Source organism: Streptomyces apocyni, assembly GCF_009739465.1.
GTDB classification, from domain to species: Bacteria; Actinomycetota; Actinomycetes; order Streptomycetales; family Streptomycetaceae; genus Streptomyces; species Streptomyces apocyni.
In genome coordinates this window covers 133,855-148,326 of record NZ_WHOM01000078.1, presented here as the reverse complement: position 1 = coordinate 148,326, position 14,472 = coordinate 133,855, and the positions used below count along the sequence as shown (strand labels likewise).

Sequence of the window (14,472 nt, the reverse complement as noted above, 5' to 3'; positions counted from 1 at the left end):
CCTGGCCGCCGGCGTTCGCACCCCGGCGGCCGGTCGGCTTCTCAGCCCGCGTCGTGGGCGGCCCGTTCCCGCTTCAGCTGCACACCATTGGCGCTGGCCAGGATGATGGCGAGCAGCAGCGGGGTCACCACGGCGGTGGGGCTGTCCCCGAAGAGCGGGGCGATGATCGCCAGAACCAGCAGAATCGCCACCGGGGCCCAGCGCAGAGTTTCCTTCTTGTTCCCCATAACGGTCTCTTTCTCGTGTCTAGTGTCTAGTGTCTCGCGCCTTGTATACGTATGTACGTTGTCGCTTATCGGGCGACGGAAAGGCGTGCGGGTACGCGTGCGGGTACGCGTGTGGGTACGCGTGCCGCGAGTTGGCTCCGGTCCCGAAACCCGGTCTTCTGCAGGATGTTCGACATATGGAACTTCACCGTGCTCTCGGCGATATAGAGGGCTCCGGCGATCTCGCTGTTGTTCATGCCCTGCGTCACCAGTGACACGACCTCGTACTCGCGGGCGGTGAGCGCCGGATCGCGCCGCCGGACACGCGCTGCGGTGTGCGCGGGCTGCTGCGCGGCTTCCGCGCTGTGCGCGCTGTGCGCGGTGTGTGGGCCGCGCAACAGTGGACGTACAAGCGTGGGCGAGATCCACCCGTTCCCCGCGGCGACCTCGTGCACGGCCTCCAGAAAAGCGTCGTCAAGGTCGTCCCGGTCCACGATGGCGCGTACATCGGCCTCCAGGAGGCCGGGGTGCCGCATCTCGGCGCCGTAGGTCACCGCCGCGACCGGCACCGGGTCGTGGACCTCTTCGAGTCGGTCGATGTCCACGACCAGGACATCGCACGGTGTAAGGGCCGGGCCGCCCTCCACCTCCACGGAATGCCAACCTCGCCCGGCGAAAAGACGCTTCAGCCTTCGCCGCAGTGACATTCTCGCGACAATTAGCCCAATGGTCGTAGGGCTGTCTTCGCTATCCCTCATATTGCACTTCCCCCGTACAGGCGCCTGTTGGCGCCCCATGTCAACGCCCGCCGATCCTAGCTTTCGCAGCTAAGGGGTCGCAACTGACAGGTAACTCCAAGGAGATTGACGGAAATGCCCGGCTAATCGACGGGAGTCGACCCCCGCCACCCGGCGGGGGTCGGCGCGACAGATCTCCTTCCGCGGAATGAGCGGGAATCGAATCCCGGCCTGCCGGATGACCGCCAGACCGGAAGACGACGCAGCCCTGAAACCCGCCTCCACGCAGACCTGCCGCAGCCGTCTCCCGCGATCGCGTGGGCGATCCGTTGAGCGGGCGCCCCCGGTCGGAGAGCCCAGGCTCACCCCTCACCCGCCGGTGCGCCGACCGACCATGCCCGCGCGATCGGCAACTACGGCTGCCTGGACGCGGTTGACTCCGCCCAGCTTGGCGAGCAGCGAGCTGACGTGGTCCTTGACCGTGCCGTGGGACAGGCGCAGCCGACGAGCGATCTCCCAGTTGGACAGGCCCGCGCCGACCAGAGCCAGCACTTGACGCTCACGTACGGTCAGCGCCTCCACGCTTCGCGCCGCCTCGATCTCGCGGCTGGCGGTCAGGTACCCGTCGATCACGGCGCTCGTGGCCTCGGGCGCCAGAATCCTGCCGCCGACGGCCAGTACCCGTACCGCATGGACCAGTTGCTCAGGGGCGGTGTTCTTCATCAGTAATCCCGCCGCCCCCGCGCGCAGCGCTTCGTCGATGTACTCACGCGCGTCAAACGTGGTCAGCATCGCCACGCCTGGCGCCGACTCCAGGGCAGTGACCTGCCGAAGTACCGTCAGGCCGTCCACGTCAGGCATCCGGATGTCGAGCAGTAGCACGTCCGGCCGGTGGGCCCTGACGGCCTCGACGGCCTCAGCGCCGCCGCAGTCGGCCACCACCTCGATGTCCCCGGCGGAACTCAAGATCAACTTCAGTCCGGAACGGACCAGCTGCTCGCCGTCCACGACGACGACCCGAATCACCCTGCGCCCCTTCTCCGACAACCGCTGACCGTGGCGGAAGACTACGGCAGCCGGGTCGCGCCAAAGGCCGCGCCAAAGCGTCCTGAACAACCCACCAGGCCCGGGTCTGTGACCTGGGTCATGGTGCAGGAGGGTCGGTCCCTGTAGTTCGGCTGTGGCGGCCACGCCCCGCGACGCGCCGCAATTTGCCGCATCGCGGTGAACGCGCGGCATCGCCAACGCGCTATGAGAGGACAGCCACGATCTACCTGGCCGGGTTCTATGCCGAGGGCCTCCACGGTGGTTCGCACGGTGATCCAAACGAACCCCTAGCGCGCATCGGGTCGGTGATCGTACGTCGCGTGAGGGGGCGCATACATCCCGCGCGAGGGGGCGCACATATCCGCGCAAGGGGCGCCAACTCGGCGCCCACACAACACAGTTCTGCACCCGTGCTTCCATCGCTGGGGTCAAGGGAGCGATTGTCGCGCATGTGTGGCGGACCGGCCCTAGTGTGAGTCGCCTTCATGCGCGTGCGACGACAACATCCTGCTTACTCCCAGGTAACCAATCGCCCTCAGGGGCCTGTTCGTTCCGCTCACGCGAGTCCGCAGCACAAGGGGTGAGATGGACCTCAGTAAGAAGGAGCGGGACAGGCCGAAGCGGTCGCGCTGGCACTTCGGTCCGCGGTGGGTGGAGCTGACTGTGGTCTTTGTGGCGACCGTGGTGACCGGGTTTGTCGGAGGACGGGCGAGCGACGTCGGCTCGTCCTCCGACCGGGCCGAACCGGCGCCGACCGTCACCGTCACTGTCACCCAGACAGTCACGGCGTCGCCGACACCACTGTCGGGGTCGTCGTCCTCGCCCACGAGGGACGGCGGCAGCGAGTCGCCGACGGGCGAACCGATCGACGGCGGGACAGGGGAGTCCCCTCAGCCCGCAGAGGTGTACCTGGCGGACTTGGACCGAGTGAGCGACCGCGGCTACGTCAACACCTCACCCGTGACCATGCGCGGCACCAACTACCCCAAGAGCATCCGCATCGGCTGCGACACCTCCAGCAGCGACGAGGCGGTGTACAACGTCAGCGGCTACAAGCGCCTGACGGCCACGGTCGGCCTGCCTGCCGACACTGGCAACTCGATCGCGTCGGTCGGCTCGATCAAGGTGTTCAACGCGTCCGGCAACCGGATGGGCGAACCGGTCACCGTTCGGTCCAGCGCCGTCGGACAACTGGCGGTCGACATCACGGACCAGGACCAGATCAAGATCACCTGCACGCTGATCAGGTCGGGCGACCCGGACCGGACGTCGGCGGTCAGTGGCTTGGGGGACGCGACGATCTCGATGTCGTGAGACGTGAGACGTGAGACGTGGGACCCGAGTCCTGAGATCGGAGATCTGAGACCGGTGTGAGGCGCGCCTCCCCCTCCGGGCGAGGGCCGTCGCCGAGCGATGCGAGCACATGACGCGCCCGCCGACGCCAGCTCTCGCGGCCGGTGAGCAACCACCGGCACGATCCCCAACGACCCTTCGGCAAAGGAGTGTTGTGTCCCACATCGAGAACGTCACGGCGAGCCACCTGCTGCTCGTCGAGTACGACCACCTCAAGGCCGAGCAGCGCGCACGCATCGGCTTCCGCGACAACCTGCTCTACGTGACGCTCGCCTCGATGGCCGCGATCGTCGCCGCCGTTCTGCAAGGCCCCTCCCGTCCCGGACTCCTGCTGCTGATGCCGCCGGTGTGCGTCATTCTCGGCTGGACCTACGTGGTCAACGACGAGAAAATCTCCGCGATCGGCCGCTACGTACGGGAGCACACCGCCCCCCACCTGGAGGCCGCTGCCGCCGCCGCCACCGCCCCGGCGCCCCCAGCCGCCGCGCCCCCGTTCACGGAGGCGTTCGGCTGGGAGCGGGTGCACCGCTCTGACGCCCACCGCAGGAACCGCAAACGGCTCCAACTCGGCGCTGACCTACTGGCGTTCTGCGGTGCGCCCCTGGCCGCACTCGCCGTGTACTGGGCCGGCGAACCCAGTCACCCGGCCCTGCTGGGCACCTCGTTCGCCGAGACGCTCACCATCCTGTTGCTCGCCGTGCAGATAGCCAGATACGCGGACCTGCGCACCGGCGCCTCGTGACGCCGGCCGAATCGAGAGACACGTCATGAACCGTACAGCTGATGTCATCATCTTCACCGCACTGCCCGAGGAGACGGCGGCGGCACGCGAACATCTCGACGAACCGATCACCGAACGGGTCGTCTCCGGCAGCATCTTCAAGCTGGGCACATTCGTCGGCAGGCACACCAGGTGGACCGTCGCCCTGCACGAGACCGGTCCTGGAGCGGAGGGCGCGGCAGCCCTGGTCGCGCTGGCCGTGGCCGCGCTCTCACCCCGGTACGTTTTCTTCACGGGCATCGCCGGCGGCCTCAAGGACGTTACCCACGGCGACGTCGTCGCCGGCCGCCACGTCTACGACTACCAGACCGGCGTGGACGGCCCAGAGGGGGTTCGCCCGCGCATGCAGACCTTCCCCCCGGCCCACGACCTCATCCAGCGCGCCCAAGTGGTGGCTGGCGAGAAGGAGTGGCAGGCCCGGATCCAGGGGCCAGCGCCGACCTGCCTCCCTGAGGCATACGTCAAGCCCATCGCGGCCGGATCGAAGCTGGTCACCGACCCCGAATCGCCCACCGCCCAGTACCTCCGCGACTTCGCGGGCGACGCCCTCGCCGTCGAGATGGAGGGCTACGGATTCTTGCGCGGCGCGCACATCAGCTCCGGAGTCGGTGCGCTCGTCGTACGCGGCATCTCCGACCTCCTCGTCGACAAGGGGAGGGAGAACGACAAGGTGCGCCAGCCCGCCGCGGCACGGCACGCTGCGGCGTTCACCTACGAGCTGCTGAACCAGCTCGGTGATTCCCGAACCCACCGACCGGGCCTGGGAGAGGAGCTCCTCAGCAGCCGCAGGACCGGGCCCCTCGGCGGTGCCACGGCCGGATTCGGTCCCGACGACACTTTCGTGGCCATCGGCCCGGACGGCTCCATCGAGAGGTGGGCCCTCGACGCCGGTGCGGCCCTGCCAGGCGCCCCGGGCAGCGCTGGCCTGCGCCAGGGCCACCAGGCATTGGTGTCCTCGGTCCGGCACAGCGTTGCCGTTGCCCGCCCCGGCGCCCTCGAACTGGTCCACTTCAAGGGCCGTACGGGGGAGCACCACCGCGTTCCGGTCCCGCTCGGCGACGACGAGTTCCTGGTCACCAGTGGCGGCAACGTGCTGGCGACGCACGACAGGCGTCGGCTGGCGGTACGGAGCTTCGACGACGGCCGGGTGCTCGACGAACTGTTCTGCCCGCCGAACCTCGCCGCCTCGGCCATCGACGCCACCGGCAGGACGGGGGCCCTGGCCACGTCGAACAGGGTCCACGTACACCGCTCCGGCGCCCCAAACCTGGCACTGAGCATCCGGAACGTCCTGGAGTTCATGAAGCCCGGCTGCTCGGTCGCGGTCTCTCCCTCCGGCGGCTACGTGGCTTGCGCGACGATGCGGGAACTGTGCGTGTGGCGCACGGACGACGAGTCGGTCGTCCTCCACCGCCGCCTGAGCGGCAAGGAGATGCTGGACAGCGGGGGTGCCACCGGCATGCGGCTGTCGTGCACCGACACCGGGGCGGTGTTGTGGCTGCGCCGGGGCAAGCTTTCCCACGTGACCGACGCTCCGGAGATCCTGCAACTGGAACAGACTGGCCGCTACGACGACGCCGTCGTCCACCCCTCCGGGCACCTGCTGGGCGCCGTGGGCGACAAGGGGATGGTCCGGGTGTGGGAGTGGCATGACCGGGGCGGTCAGTGAGGACGGCTCTCCCAGCGTCCATGGCCGCCGATCCCATCTCGAACACCGCCGCAGCGAGCCGGAGGCGGGCTCCGCCCGGACCTCCGTTGCGTCGTGAACGCTTAAGCAGTGCAGCGGTATCGCCATGGGCCATGAGAAGACAGCCACGATCTACCTGGCCGGGCCCCCACTGGCGGCAACGGGTGCCAGGGTGAAGCCTCGGGCTCCACCTGGCACCCGCTGTTGACTGTGGCTTACCGACCGGTCGGGCACGGATGGGGCGCGGACGCTGAGCACCGTTTTAGATCGGGCTGGAGGCCGTTGTGCGCCGACGTTGATGTCAGCAGTGGATTGTCAGCTCACGGGTTCGGCATCTGCTCGTCAGCCGCCCTGCGTGGACGTGCGAGAGCTTCCGCTGCACGCCTGTCAGCTGCGTGCTTCTGCTCTATGGAGGCTCGCAGCTCCCCGGGGGTTGGCCATGGCGCGCGTCGGTGGATCATGCGGTGGCAGTTGGCACAGATGAGAGCGAGATCGCTGAGCTTGGTCCGGCCTTCACCTGCTATGTGGAGCGGAAGGACGTGATGGCACTCGATGTACCCGGCGCCGCGGTCCCCGTAGATCTTTTCGAAGTCGAAGCCACACGCCTCGCAAGCGAGCCGTCCGCCGCGCTCAAGCACGGAAGTAATCTTCTTCTTGCGCAGGCTCTTGTTCCGCTCGCGTGCCCTGTGCCGGCGCATGAGGAGTCGCCCTTCGGGCGCGCTGTAGTCGTCGTCGAACTCCTCGTCCTCAGTCGGCGCAAGGGACTGCAACTCGCCCGTGGCGATGCCCTGACGGATGAGTCGCGCGGTCTCGGTCATCTCCTCCGGCCGGGCGAGGAACTCGTGCAGCACCGCGACATCGAGGGCGCCGCCGTTGGTGGGCTTGCCCTGGTACTCCGGGTGCCGGGTAGCGATATCGAACGTCTTGCGTGCGACACCGTTGGGGTTGCGGAACTTCTCGTTGCGCTCGGCTTCAGCGTGGATGGGAAGCAACTGGAGCAGGGCAGACAGCTCCTCCACCCGGCTGTCGTGGGCGTCCAGCCCCTTCCAGCCGTTCTCCATCACCAGCTGACAGGCGAGGATGATCTCGTCCCGTGCCCAGTCCGGGTTCTTGATGGCCTTGACGTGGAAGCCCGCCCGTTTGAGCCATGCCGCAGCGTGTTCCTTGCCTCCGCTGAACTCGTCCGGCGCGAGGGCCCGCCCCTGGTCCCACTTGTGCGCGACCCCGGCGACCGCTTTGGAGTCGTACTCCTGGCCCTCGTGCACCAGGACGTACGACCGGGCTTCCCCAAACCCGTACCTCGCCAGGAAGGCATCACGCCCCAACTGATCGTGCTCTGCCAGGGTCTTGAGCACGGACTCCCGTGTGATCTCTCCTCTACGCATGACGGAAGCGTACGGCCGAGCACTGACGGCGCCGTAGGCATCGAACGGTCATGCTGCGGACACGTGCGACCTCTTCGTCCTTGTCCGCACTTATTCGCGAGCGTTGGCACGCAGTTAGACACTTACCGCATCCCGCCTCAGGCCGGTGTGGCGTTCGCACCTTCGTGGCGTAGGGGATCGCCTACCGTCTTCTGTTGGGTGTGCTGCCGATGCGGCGGGGCTGCTCGTTCTGTCCGGCTGTGGCCTGGCAGGCCAGGTCCTTCGCGGGGAGCCTGCCCGTGGTCAGGTAGACCGTGGCGGCCTTGTCCGCGCAGGGGCTGCCGTCCGGCGCGTAGAGGACGCCGTGTCCCTCGCCGTCGGCGACGGTGAGCATTCGGGAGCCGCGCAGGGCCCGCCGCATGGCCTGAGCGGCGAAGAGGGGTGTCTGAGAGTCCCATTCGTTCTGCGTGATCAGCGCACCGACCTTGTTGTTGATCCTGGTCTGTGGCTCGCTGCCCTGCTCCCAGAAGGCACAGGGTGTGATGGCGGCAGCGAAGTCGCCGTACAGCGGATACCAGGCCTTGTCGCGGATCGCCTCGCGGCGGTACACCTCAGGGTCGTGCGACCAGGTGCGGGTGTCAGCGCACATGAAGGACCAGGCGATGGAGGGGTAGTTGTCGTCGGGTTCCTGGACCTGACCGGGCATGCCGGACGGAGCCGGGTTCTTGCCCTTGGCCGCCTTCTTCAGCCCGGCGATCCGTTCCGCGGCCTCCCGGACGTGGAAGAACGTGCCGTTGTCGGAACGGATGTCGGCGCCGGTGAGGGCTCGCCCCTCAAAGAGGATGGGCTTGTGGTTTGCCCGCGCGATCAGCTTCCAGTAGGTCGTGCGGACCTTGGCCGGAGTGTCGCCCAGTCCGTAGGTGGTGTGCCGCCGGGCGGTCCATGCCGCCCAGCGCGTGAAAGCGTGCTCGGCCGCCTTCGCCATGTCCTGGAACGTCCCCCGGTAGATCCGGGTCGGGTCGGTTGCACTGTCCAGCACGATACGGTCGACCCGCTGGGGAAACATCTGCATGTAGACAGCGCCGAGGTAGGTGCCGTAGGAGACCCCCAGGTAGGAGATTCTCTTCTCGCCTAGCGCGGCACGGATGACGTCCATGTCACGGGCGCTGTTGCGGGTGGTGAGATGCGGCAGCTTGTCACCGGCCCTGGCCCGGCACTTGTCGGCGATCGTACGGACCCGATCCACGTCCTGCGGGAAGGTCTTCGCCTGGTAGGGCCGGTCGGCCTGTTCCTCGGCGGTCAGCCCGCAGTTGACGGGAGAGCTCCGCCCGGCGCCGCGCAGGTCGAAGCCAACGAGGTCGTACCGCCGCTTCACTTCCGCGGGGAACTTCATGCGCGGGTCGACGGGTAGATGCAGTCCCGGTACGCCGGGGCCTCCCGGGTTGAGCAGCAGAGCGCCGTGACGTGCCCTCGCGCTGCCTGCCTTCAGCCGGGATATGGCGAGGTCGATCGTCTTGCCGTCGGGGTCGCTGTAGTCCAACGGCACCTTCAGCGTCGCGCACTGGAAGGTGTCGGGGCTCTTCGCGTCGCAGCGTTTCCATGGGAGCTTCTGCTGCGTGTACTGCCGCAGGAGGTCCTTGGCGGTGGAGGCGTCGGATGCCGTGGACGCGGCGAGGGCTGTTGCGGGCGTCAGCGTCGAAAGGATGGCCGCCGCGAGGCCGACGGCGAGTAGGGGGGTCTGGTGGGTGTTTCTGCTTCGCACGGTGATGCTCGTCCTTGCCGCTCAGTTGTCGTTCAGGTGCTCGCGGACGCACTGCGTGTACTGGTGGAAGCTGTCGGGCTGGTAGCACTCCTGCGTCTGGTTCGCGTACCAGACCATGAAGAGGGCGACCAGCCCGGACACCACGATCGCGACGCACGACGCCACCACGGCGGTGACGGCCTTGCCCCGGCCCACGCCAGTCCGCTTGGCCGTCATCAGCGCGGCGATGCCCAGGATCAGGCCGATCACGGCGAGCGGGCCGCCGACGAAGACGACCGACGTGCACAGGCTGATGATGCCCAGTGTCATGGCGGCCGTGGCCAGGCTGTTCTTCGGCGCTGCCTGGCCCGGTGCCATGCCGTTCGGGGCCATCCGATTCCGTACGGCCTGGTCCTGAGCGGACACCGCGTAGTTCAGCGGCGTCTCGATTCCCTGAGCGTTCATCAGCCCGTCCTTCCGTCCTGCCAACCGGTGAGACCTCGATTCTGGTTTCGAGGTCTCACGGACACATCGCGGGAAGGCGGGAGAATTCGCTCCCCCGATCGAGGGAGGTCGCCGGTGGGCCGTCCGGTCATACTTGCCTGGCCATGTTCAGAGGAATCCGGCCGCTGCTGCGCGGCTCCACGTATTCGGGTGCGCTATTCGCCTATTGCGGCGCGTTGGCGAGCCTTCCTTTGCTGCCTTTCGCGGCACTACCGGCGCTGGCGTGGTCATCGGCTTCATGGGGAGCGCAGTTCGCTCTGACCGTGCTGGTCTGGTCGGTACTGATCGGTGTGATCGGGCTGGCCCGTACCACGCGGCGGGTGCTGATCGCTTGCGCCCGGCGGATGCTAGGGGTGGCGTTGCCTGATCCCGTGGGCGAGCGCGGGCGCGCGGGCTCGCCTGGTGACGGGGCGGCCGCATCCACGGCACCGGCATCGGGCGCTGACCGCCTGCGGACCCCACTCTGGCTGCTGTCGCATGTGGTGCTGGGGTGGGCGGGGGCACAGCTGAGCGTCCTGCTGTTCGTCGTGGGCCTGCTCCTTCCCGGTGGTTGGGCCGGCGCCGAGGCCGGGGTGAGTGTGAACGGCTGGTCGCTGCGGGCGGACAGCGGCTGGCAGAGCTGGGCAGCGGCGCTCTGCTGCCTGCTGCTGGCGGCGGCTCTGTGCCTGGCGGTGACGTACGCCCTGCGGTGGCTGGCGCCCAGGCTGCTTGGCCCGTCGTCGGCCGAGCGGCTCGCGCTGGCGGCCGAGCGGGAGCGGGCACTGGCCGAACGTAACCGACTGGCCCACGAGTTGCACGACTCGATCGGACACACCCTGACGGCCGCCACGATCCAGGCGGCGGTGGCGGGCGAGGTGCTCTGTGCCGACCCGGTGGCGGCGCGCGCCGCCCTGCGCAGCATCGAGGAGTCGACCCGGGCCGCCCTGGAGGATCTGGACTATGTGCTGGGCATGCTGCGCGAGGAGAAGGCGGGGGCGGCCCCGGCCCGGGCCCTGGCCGACCTGCCCGAGCTGCTCGACCGGCTGCGGCACGCGGGTGCGGTGGTGGAACCGGAGCTGTCGGGCGACTATGCGCAGGTGCGGGGGACGCTCTCCCGGGCGGCGTACCGGATCCTGCAGGAAGGGCTGACGAACGCGCTGCGGCACGGAGCGGGCGGTCCGATCCAGGTCAAGGTGGCGGCCGCGCCGGACTCGCTGGAGCTCGGCGTGGTCAACCGGACCGGATCCGGGAGCGCAAAGAGCCCGGGTGTCTTCCCGACGTCCGGGCACGGCCTGCCCGGTCTCGCCGAGCGCGTGCGGCTACTGCACGGCGAACTCGAGGCCGGTCCGGACGGACCGGAGCACTGGCGACTCACGGTCCGGCTGCCAGTACGCTTGCCCGCATGATCGGCTCACCAGCGAGCGCGAAGGCCGCGACAGGCCTCGACGCGAGCGCAGCCGTCACCACTGACACCGCCGACGCCTCCCGTCGCACCACCCTTCTGATCGCGGACGACGACGAGGTGACCCGCAGCGGTCTGCGCACGCTGCTCGCAATGCAGCCCGGGATCGCCGTCGTCGGGGAGGCCGTCGATGGCATCGACGCAGTCGAGCAGGCGCGGCAGCTGCGACCGGATGTGGTCCTGATGGACGTACGGATGCCGCGCCGCAACGGAATAGAGGCCACCCGGCAGCTCCTCGCCGGGCCAGCCGACCCGCCGAAAGTCGTGGTGATCACCACGTTCGAGAACGACGACTACGTCACCGCCGCACTCAGCGCCGGGGCCAGCGGCTTCGTACTCAAGCGGCTCCCCGTCCCCAAGATCGCGGAGGCAGTGCGGGTGGTCGCCGCAGGTGAGGCGATCCTCTTCCCGGCGACCCTGCGCCAGATGGTCACCGCCCGCCCACTGGGGTCCGCCGAAGCGCTGCCGCAGGCGGCGCTGACGGGCCGGGAGGAGGAGGTGCTGCGCTTGATGGCCACCGGCCGGTCCAACCCGGACATCGCTCAGTCGTGCAGGGTGAGCCTGGAGACGGTGAAGACGCACGTGGGGAACGTGCTGACCAAACTGGGCGCGCAGAACCGAACCCACGCGGTGGTGATCGCGTACGAAACCGGCCTGGTCGTGCCCGGGGACACGCGCTGACCGCAGGGGCGGCGTGAATGCGGCACGCCCCGCGGTCGTCCCCGGCTCGCGGGTGCCGGATACCGGCTGCCTTGTGCCCTGTGGGCGCGGTTTCCGGCAACTTGGGGCACGCGGAGGGTGCGCTGCCCCATGAGAGGGCCGGTCAGCCTTCGTCGTATCCAGAAGGGGACGTGGCGGAGATGAGATGGTCGACGACCCCGCTAGCACTGCCACAGCGTTGGTAGGCAGCTCGCTGTCGCTCCGCTCCGCCGCCGTCGGTACGCAGGCGCGACCAGAGGGTGCCGATGAGCTCGGAGTCGCCCTGATCGCGCAGCGCGGGTTCCAGCCAGGACAGCAGTTGTTCCACCTGGTGGGTGGCGGGAGCGAGGCGTTCCCTGCGCAGGTCGATGATCTTGCCAGCGAGGCCGTCGCGGGCTGCCCGCCAGCACGCGGCGCGCAGTATCTCCGGCTCAAGCCGAAGTGCCGCGTCTCCGGCGTCGATAGCCTGGAGGGCGGCGGCGACCATCGCCCTGATGATCCCGGCGAGCAGCACGGTCTCGCCCGCCGTGGTCGTCGCGTCGGCGAAGCGGAACTCAAGGGTGGGTACGTGGTGCGAGGGCCTGACGTCCCAGTACAGGCCGCCGCGGTCCATGACCGAGCCAGTAGCGAGGAAGCCCGAGACGAGGTCTTCGAAATGGGCGGGCGACTCGAAGAACGGCGGGGGGCCGGCCACCGGCCACCGCCCCCAGATCGTCGTGCGCCAGCTCGCGTACCCGGTGTCGCGTCCCGCCCAGTACGGTGAGTTGGCCGCGACAGCGATGAGGACCGGGATCCACGGCCGTAGGTGATTGCTGACCTCCAGCGCGGTGGCCAGATCGGGAACGCCGACGTGGATGTGGCAGGCGCAGGCGCTCTGTTCGTCGTCCAGAGCACGGAACATCGCGGCGCTGCGTTCGTAGCGCGGTCCCGCGGCCAGGGGAGCCGGCGTGGCCTGGCCGAGCACGGGCGTTCCCGTGGAGATGATGCGCAGTCCTTGGCGCGCGGCGGCCTGCGCAACCACCAGCCGGGTGTACCGGACTTGATCGGCGAGTTCGGTGAGGCGGGCATGCGGGTCGGTGCGTACTTCAACCTGGTAGCGCGTTATTTCCGTGGTGACTCGGTCGCCGAGTTCACCCGCGGCTTCGGCCACCACCTTTTCCGCCTCCGGGCTTACCTGCCGCGATACTGGATCGACCAGCAGGTATTCCTCTTCCGCACCTACCGTCAACGAGGCCGTTCCGCTTCGGCCATGGCTCGCGACCGCCCCTTGCGGGCCGACGGGCGTGTGCCCTGTACTCGTCATGGTGACCATGCTGTCACGCGTGGTGAGCGTCGAGCAGGACCAAAAGACGACATTGTCTCGATTTCTGGGAGCGGGACCTTGCGCGAGCGAACGCAAGTACTGATCGCCGGAGGCGGGCCCGCAGGAGCGACAGCCGCCACATTGTTGGCCCAACAGGGGATCGACGTCGTGCTGTTGGAACGCGAGCGTTTCCCTCGCTACCACATCGGGGAGTCTCTGCTCCCGTCGCTCTTGCCGGTTCTTGACATCATCGGCGCCCGTGAGGTGGTCGAACATCACGGCTTCGTACGGAAGACCGGCGCTTTCTACGGCTGGGGCGGCCAGGAGTGGGCCCTGCGCTTCGACGATCCGGGCCGGCCGGCTACCCACAGCTTCCAGGTCGTCCGTTCTCAGTTCGACCACCTTCTCCTTCAGCACGCCCGCCATCAGGGAGCGGATGTACGGGAAGAGTCCCAGGTGCGTCATATCGCCCTGCCCGAAGGCCGGGCGACCACGGCTTGGTGGCGCACTAGGGAGGGGCGTGACGCCGAGATCGACTTCACCCACCTGATCGACGCCACCGGGAGGGCCGGGATGCTGGGCGCACGTCAACTGCGCACCCGGCGCGTGCACGACGTGTTCCGTAACGTCGCCGCCTGGGGCTACTGGCGCGGTGCCGCAGCCCTGCCCGAGGCCCCCGAGGGAGCGATCGGCGTCTTCTCCCTGCCCGACCACGGCTGGCTCTGGGCCATCCCGCTGCACGACGGCACCCTCAGCGTCGGGCTGGTCACCGACAAACGCTCCTTCCACCAGGCAAAGGACGAACAGGGCTCCATCGACGCCGTCTACCACGACGCACTCGCTCGATGCCCGCTCCTGACCGGCATGCTCCAAGGCGCACAACAGGCTTCCGCCCTCAAAGTGGAGAGCGACTACTCCTACACCAGCGACGCGTTCTGCGGCCCGGGCTACTACCTCGCTGGCGACGCCGCCTGCTTCCTCGACCCGTTGCTGTCCACCGGCGTGCACCTGGCCATGTACAGCGGCCTCCTCAGCGCCGCGGCCATCGCCGCCGTCCTGCGCGGCGAGGTCGATGAGGCCGACGCCCGCCGCTTCTACCAGACCACCTACCAGAACGCTTACGCACGCCTCCTCGTCCTGGTCAGCGCGTTCTACCGCATCCATGACGGCCGCGACGCCTACTTCCGCCAAGCACAAGCCCTCACCCGCCGCGACCAGCAAGGGCTACGCCTCCACGAGGCGTTCCTCAACATCATCACCGGCGAGGAAGACCTCCACGACGCCCAACAAGACCCCCTCACCCCCCTCTCCCCCCTCGACTCTCTCTACGAAAAGCTCCGCACCCCTCTGACCGGCCACCGAGCCCAAGGACTTGGCGGACACGGAACCAGTCAGATGCTCTCCCTGCCCACCACCCCCGACCAGGCAGCCGCGGGCCTCTACCTCTCGCTCAACCCCTACCCCACCCTGCGCCCCATCCCCTGATCTCGATCTAGCGGGGGTCGGCCGCGGCCAGGTTTGGCTACGGCCGCGGCGGGCGCCATGCTCAACTGCTTCGCCGAAGGCACCGACTCCACCGAGCAACATCCCGACACCAGAGCCAAGTTCG

At 68.6% G+C, this 14,472-nt stretch carries 13 protein-coding genes; 6 read left to right on the top strand and 7 right to left on the bottom strand.

Annotated features, from left to right (window positions below):
- Window positions 1-41: 41 nt before the first annotated feature.
- The 3 genes from GCN81_RS29265 to GCN81_RS29255 form a co-directional block, all read right to left on the bottom strand.
- Complete coding sequence (locus GCN81_RS29265) at window positions 42-227, bottom strand: hypothetical protein (protein WP_156727566.1); 186 nt, start codon at window positions 225-227, stop codon at window positions 42-44.
- Window positions 228-292: 65 nt separating this feature from the next.
- Window positions 293-859 (bottom strand): response regulator transcription factor, encoded by a 567-nt coding sequence (locus tag GCN81_RS29260; RefSeq protein WP_231627059.1) that lies wholly within the window; start codon window positions 857-859, stop codon window positions 293-295.
- A gap of 453 nt (window positions 860-1,312) precedes the next feature.
- Window positions 1,313-1,969, bottom strand: coding sequence for a response regulator (locus GCN81_RS29255; RefSeq protein WP_156727565.1), 657 nt, complete (start codon window positions 1,967-1,969; stop codon window positions 1,313-1,315).
- A 606-nt stretch (window positions 1,970-2,575) separates the two neighbouring features.
- On the opposite strand from GCN81_RS29255, the gene GCN81_RS29250 reads away from it, so the two are divergent.
- The 3 genes from GCN81_RS29250 (at window position 2,576) to GCN81_RS29240 (ending at window position 5,793) form a co-directional block, all read left to right on the top strand.
- A complete protein-coding gene (locus tag GCN81_RS29250; RefSeq protein ID WP_156727564.1) occupies window positions 2,576-3,304 on the top strand; it encodes a hypothetical protein in 729 nt (242 codons plus the stop codon).
- Window positions 3,305-3,497: 193 nt separating this feature from the next.
- Window positions 3,498-4,085: a hypothetical protein gene (locus tag GCN81_RS29245; RefSeq protein WP_156727563.1), complete on the top strand. Its 588-nt coding sequence runs from the start codon at window positions 3,498-3,500 to the stop codon at window positions 4,083-4,085.
- A 25-nt stretch (window positions 4,086-4,110) separates the two neighbouring features.
- Window positions 4,111-5,793, top strand: coding sequence for a 5'-methylthioadenosine/S-adenosylhomocysteine nucleosidase family protein (locus GCN81_RS29240; protein WP_156727562.1), 1,683 nt, complete (start codon window positions 4,111-4,113; stop codon window positions 5,791-5,793).
- Between the two features lie 338 nt (window positions 5,794-6,131).
- Here the strand turns inward: GCN81_RS29240 and GCN81_RS29235 are convergent, their stop codons facing one another.
- The 3 genes from GCN81_RS29235 to GCN81_RS29225 form a co-directional block, all read right to left on the bottom strand.
- Window positions 6,132-7,196, bottom strand: a complete 1,065-nt coding sequence (locus GCN81_RS29235) for an HNH endonuclease (protein ID WP_156727561.1) — start codon at window positions 7,194-7,196, stop codon at window positions 6,132-6,134.
- Between the two features lie 181 nt (window positions 7,197-7,377).
- Entirely contained in the window at window positions 7,378-8,937 is a 1,560-nt protein-coding gene (locus GCN81_RS29230) for an alpha/beta hydrolase (RefSeq protein WP_156727560.1), read from the bottom strand.
- A 21-nt stretch (window positions 8,938-8,958) separates the two neighbouring features.
- Window positions 8,959-9,381 carry a DUF4190 domain-containing protein gene (locus GCN81_RS29225; RefSeq protein WP_231627057.1) on the bottom strand — a complete coding sequence of 141 codons (423 nt, stop codon included), beginning with the start codon at window positions 9,379-9,381 and terminating at the stop codon, window positions 8,959-8,961.
- Between the two features lie 143 nt (window positions 9,382-9,524).
- Here GCN81_RS29225 and GCN81_RS29220 point away from each other — a divergent pair, with 143 nt between their 5' ends.
- Both GCN81_RS29220 and GCN81_RS29215 read left to right on the top strand, forming a co-directional pair.
- Window positions 9,525-10,805, top strand: a complete 1,281-nt coding sequence (locus GCN81_RS29220; protein ID WP_156727559.1) for a sensor histidine kinase — start codon at window positions 9,525-9,527, stop codon at window positions 10,803-10,805.
- On the top strand, window positions 10,802-11,542 hold the full coding sequence (locus tag GCN81_RS29215; RefSeq protein WP_156727558.1) for a response regulator transcription factor: 741 nt from the start codon (window positions 10,802-10,804) through the stop codon (window positions 11,540-11,542). The genes GCN81_RS29220 and GCN81_RS29215 overlap by 4 nt, the downstream gene beginning before the upstream one ends.
- 142 nt (window positions 11,543-11,684) lie before the next feature.
- On the opposite strand, the gene GCN81_RS29210 is transcribed toward GCN81_RS29215, so the two are convergent.
- Entirely contained in the window at window positions 11,685-12,863 is a 1,179-nt protein-coding gene (locus GCN81_RS29210; protein WP_156727557.1) for a carboxylate-amine ligase, read from the bottom strand.
- A 78-nt stretch (window positions 12,864-12,941) separates the two neighbouring features.
- On the opposite strand from GCN81_RS29210, the gene GCN81_RS29205 reads away from it, so the two are divergent.
- Window positions 12,942-14,348, top strand: coding sequence for an NAD(P)/FAD-dependent oxidoreductase (locus tag GCN81_RS29205; RefSeq protein WP_231627056.1), 1,407 nt, complete (start codon window positions 12,942-12,944; stop codon window positions 14,346-14,348).
- Window positions 14,349-14,472 lie beyond the last annotated feature (124 nt).

Bases quoted from the DNA above. Each gene is read 5' to 3' on its own strand.
- GCN81_RS29265 (WP_156727566.1), bottom strand. From the start codon at position 227: ATGGGGAACAAGAAGGAAACTCTGCGCTGGGCCCCGGTGGCGATTCTG.
- GCN81_RS29250 (WP_156727564.1), top strand. From the start codon at position 2,576: ATGGACCTCAGTAAGAAGGAGCGGGACAGGCCGAAGCGGTCGCGCTGG.
- GCN81_RS29240 (WP_156727562.1), top strand. From the start codon at position 4,111: ATGAACCGTACAGCTGATGTCATCATCTTCACCGCACTGCCCGAGGAG.
- GCN81_RS29235 (WP_156727561.1), bottom strand. From the start codon at position 7,196: ATGCGTAGAGGAGAGATCACACGGGAGTCCGTGCTCAAGACCCTGGCA.
- GCN81_RS29225 (WP_231627057.1), bottom strand. From the start codon at position 9,381: ATGAACGCTCAGGGAATCGAGACGCCGCTGAACTACGCGGTGTCCGCT.
- GCN81_RS29220 (WP_156727559.1), top strand. From the start codon at position 9,525: ATGTTCAGAGGAATCCGGCCGCTGCTGCGCGGCTCCACGTATTCGGGT.
- GCN81_RS29215 (WP_156727558.1), top strand. From the start codon at position 10,802: ATGATCGGCTCACCAGCGAGCGCGAAGGCCGCGACAGGCCTCGACGCG.
- GCN81_RS29210 (WP_156727557.1), bottom strand. From the start codon at position 12,863: ATGACGAGTACAGGGCACACGCCCGTCGGCCCGCAAGGGGCGGTCGCG.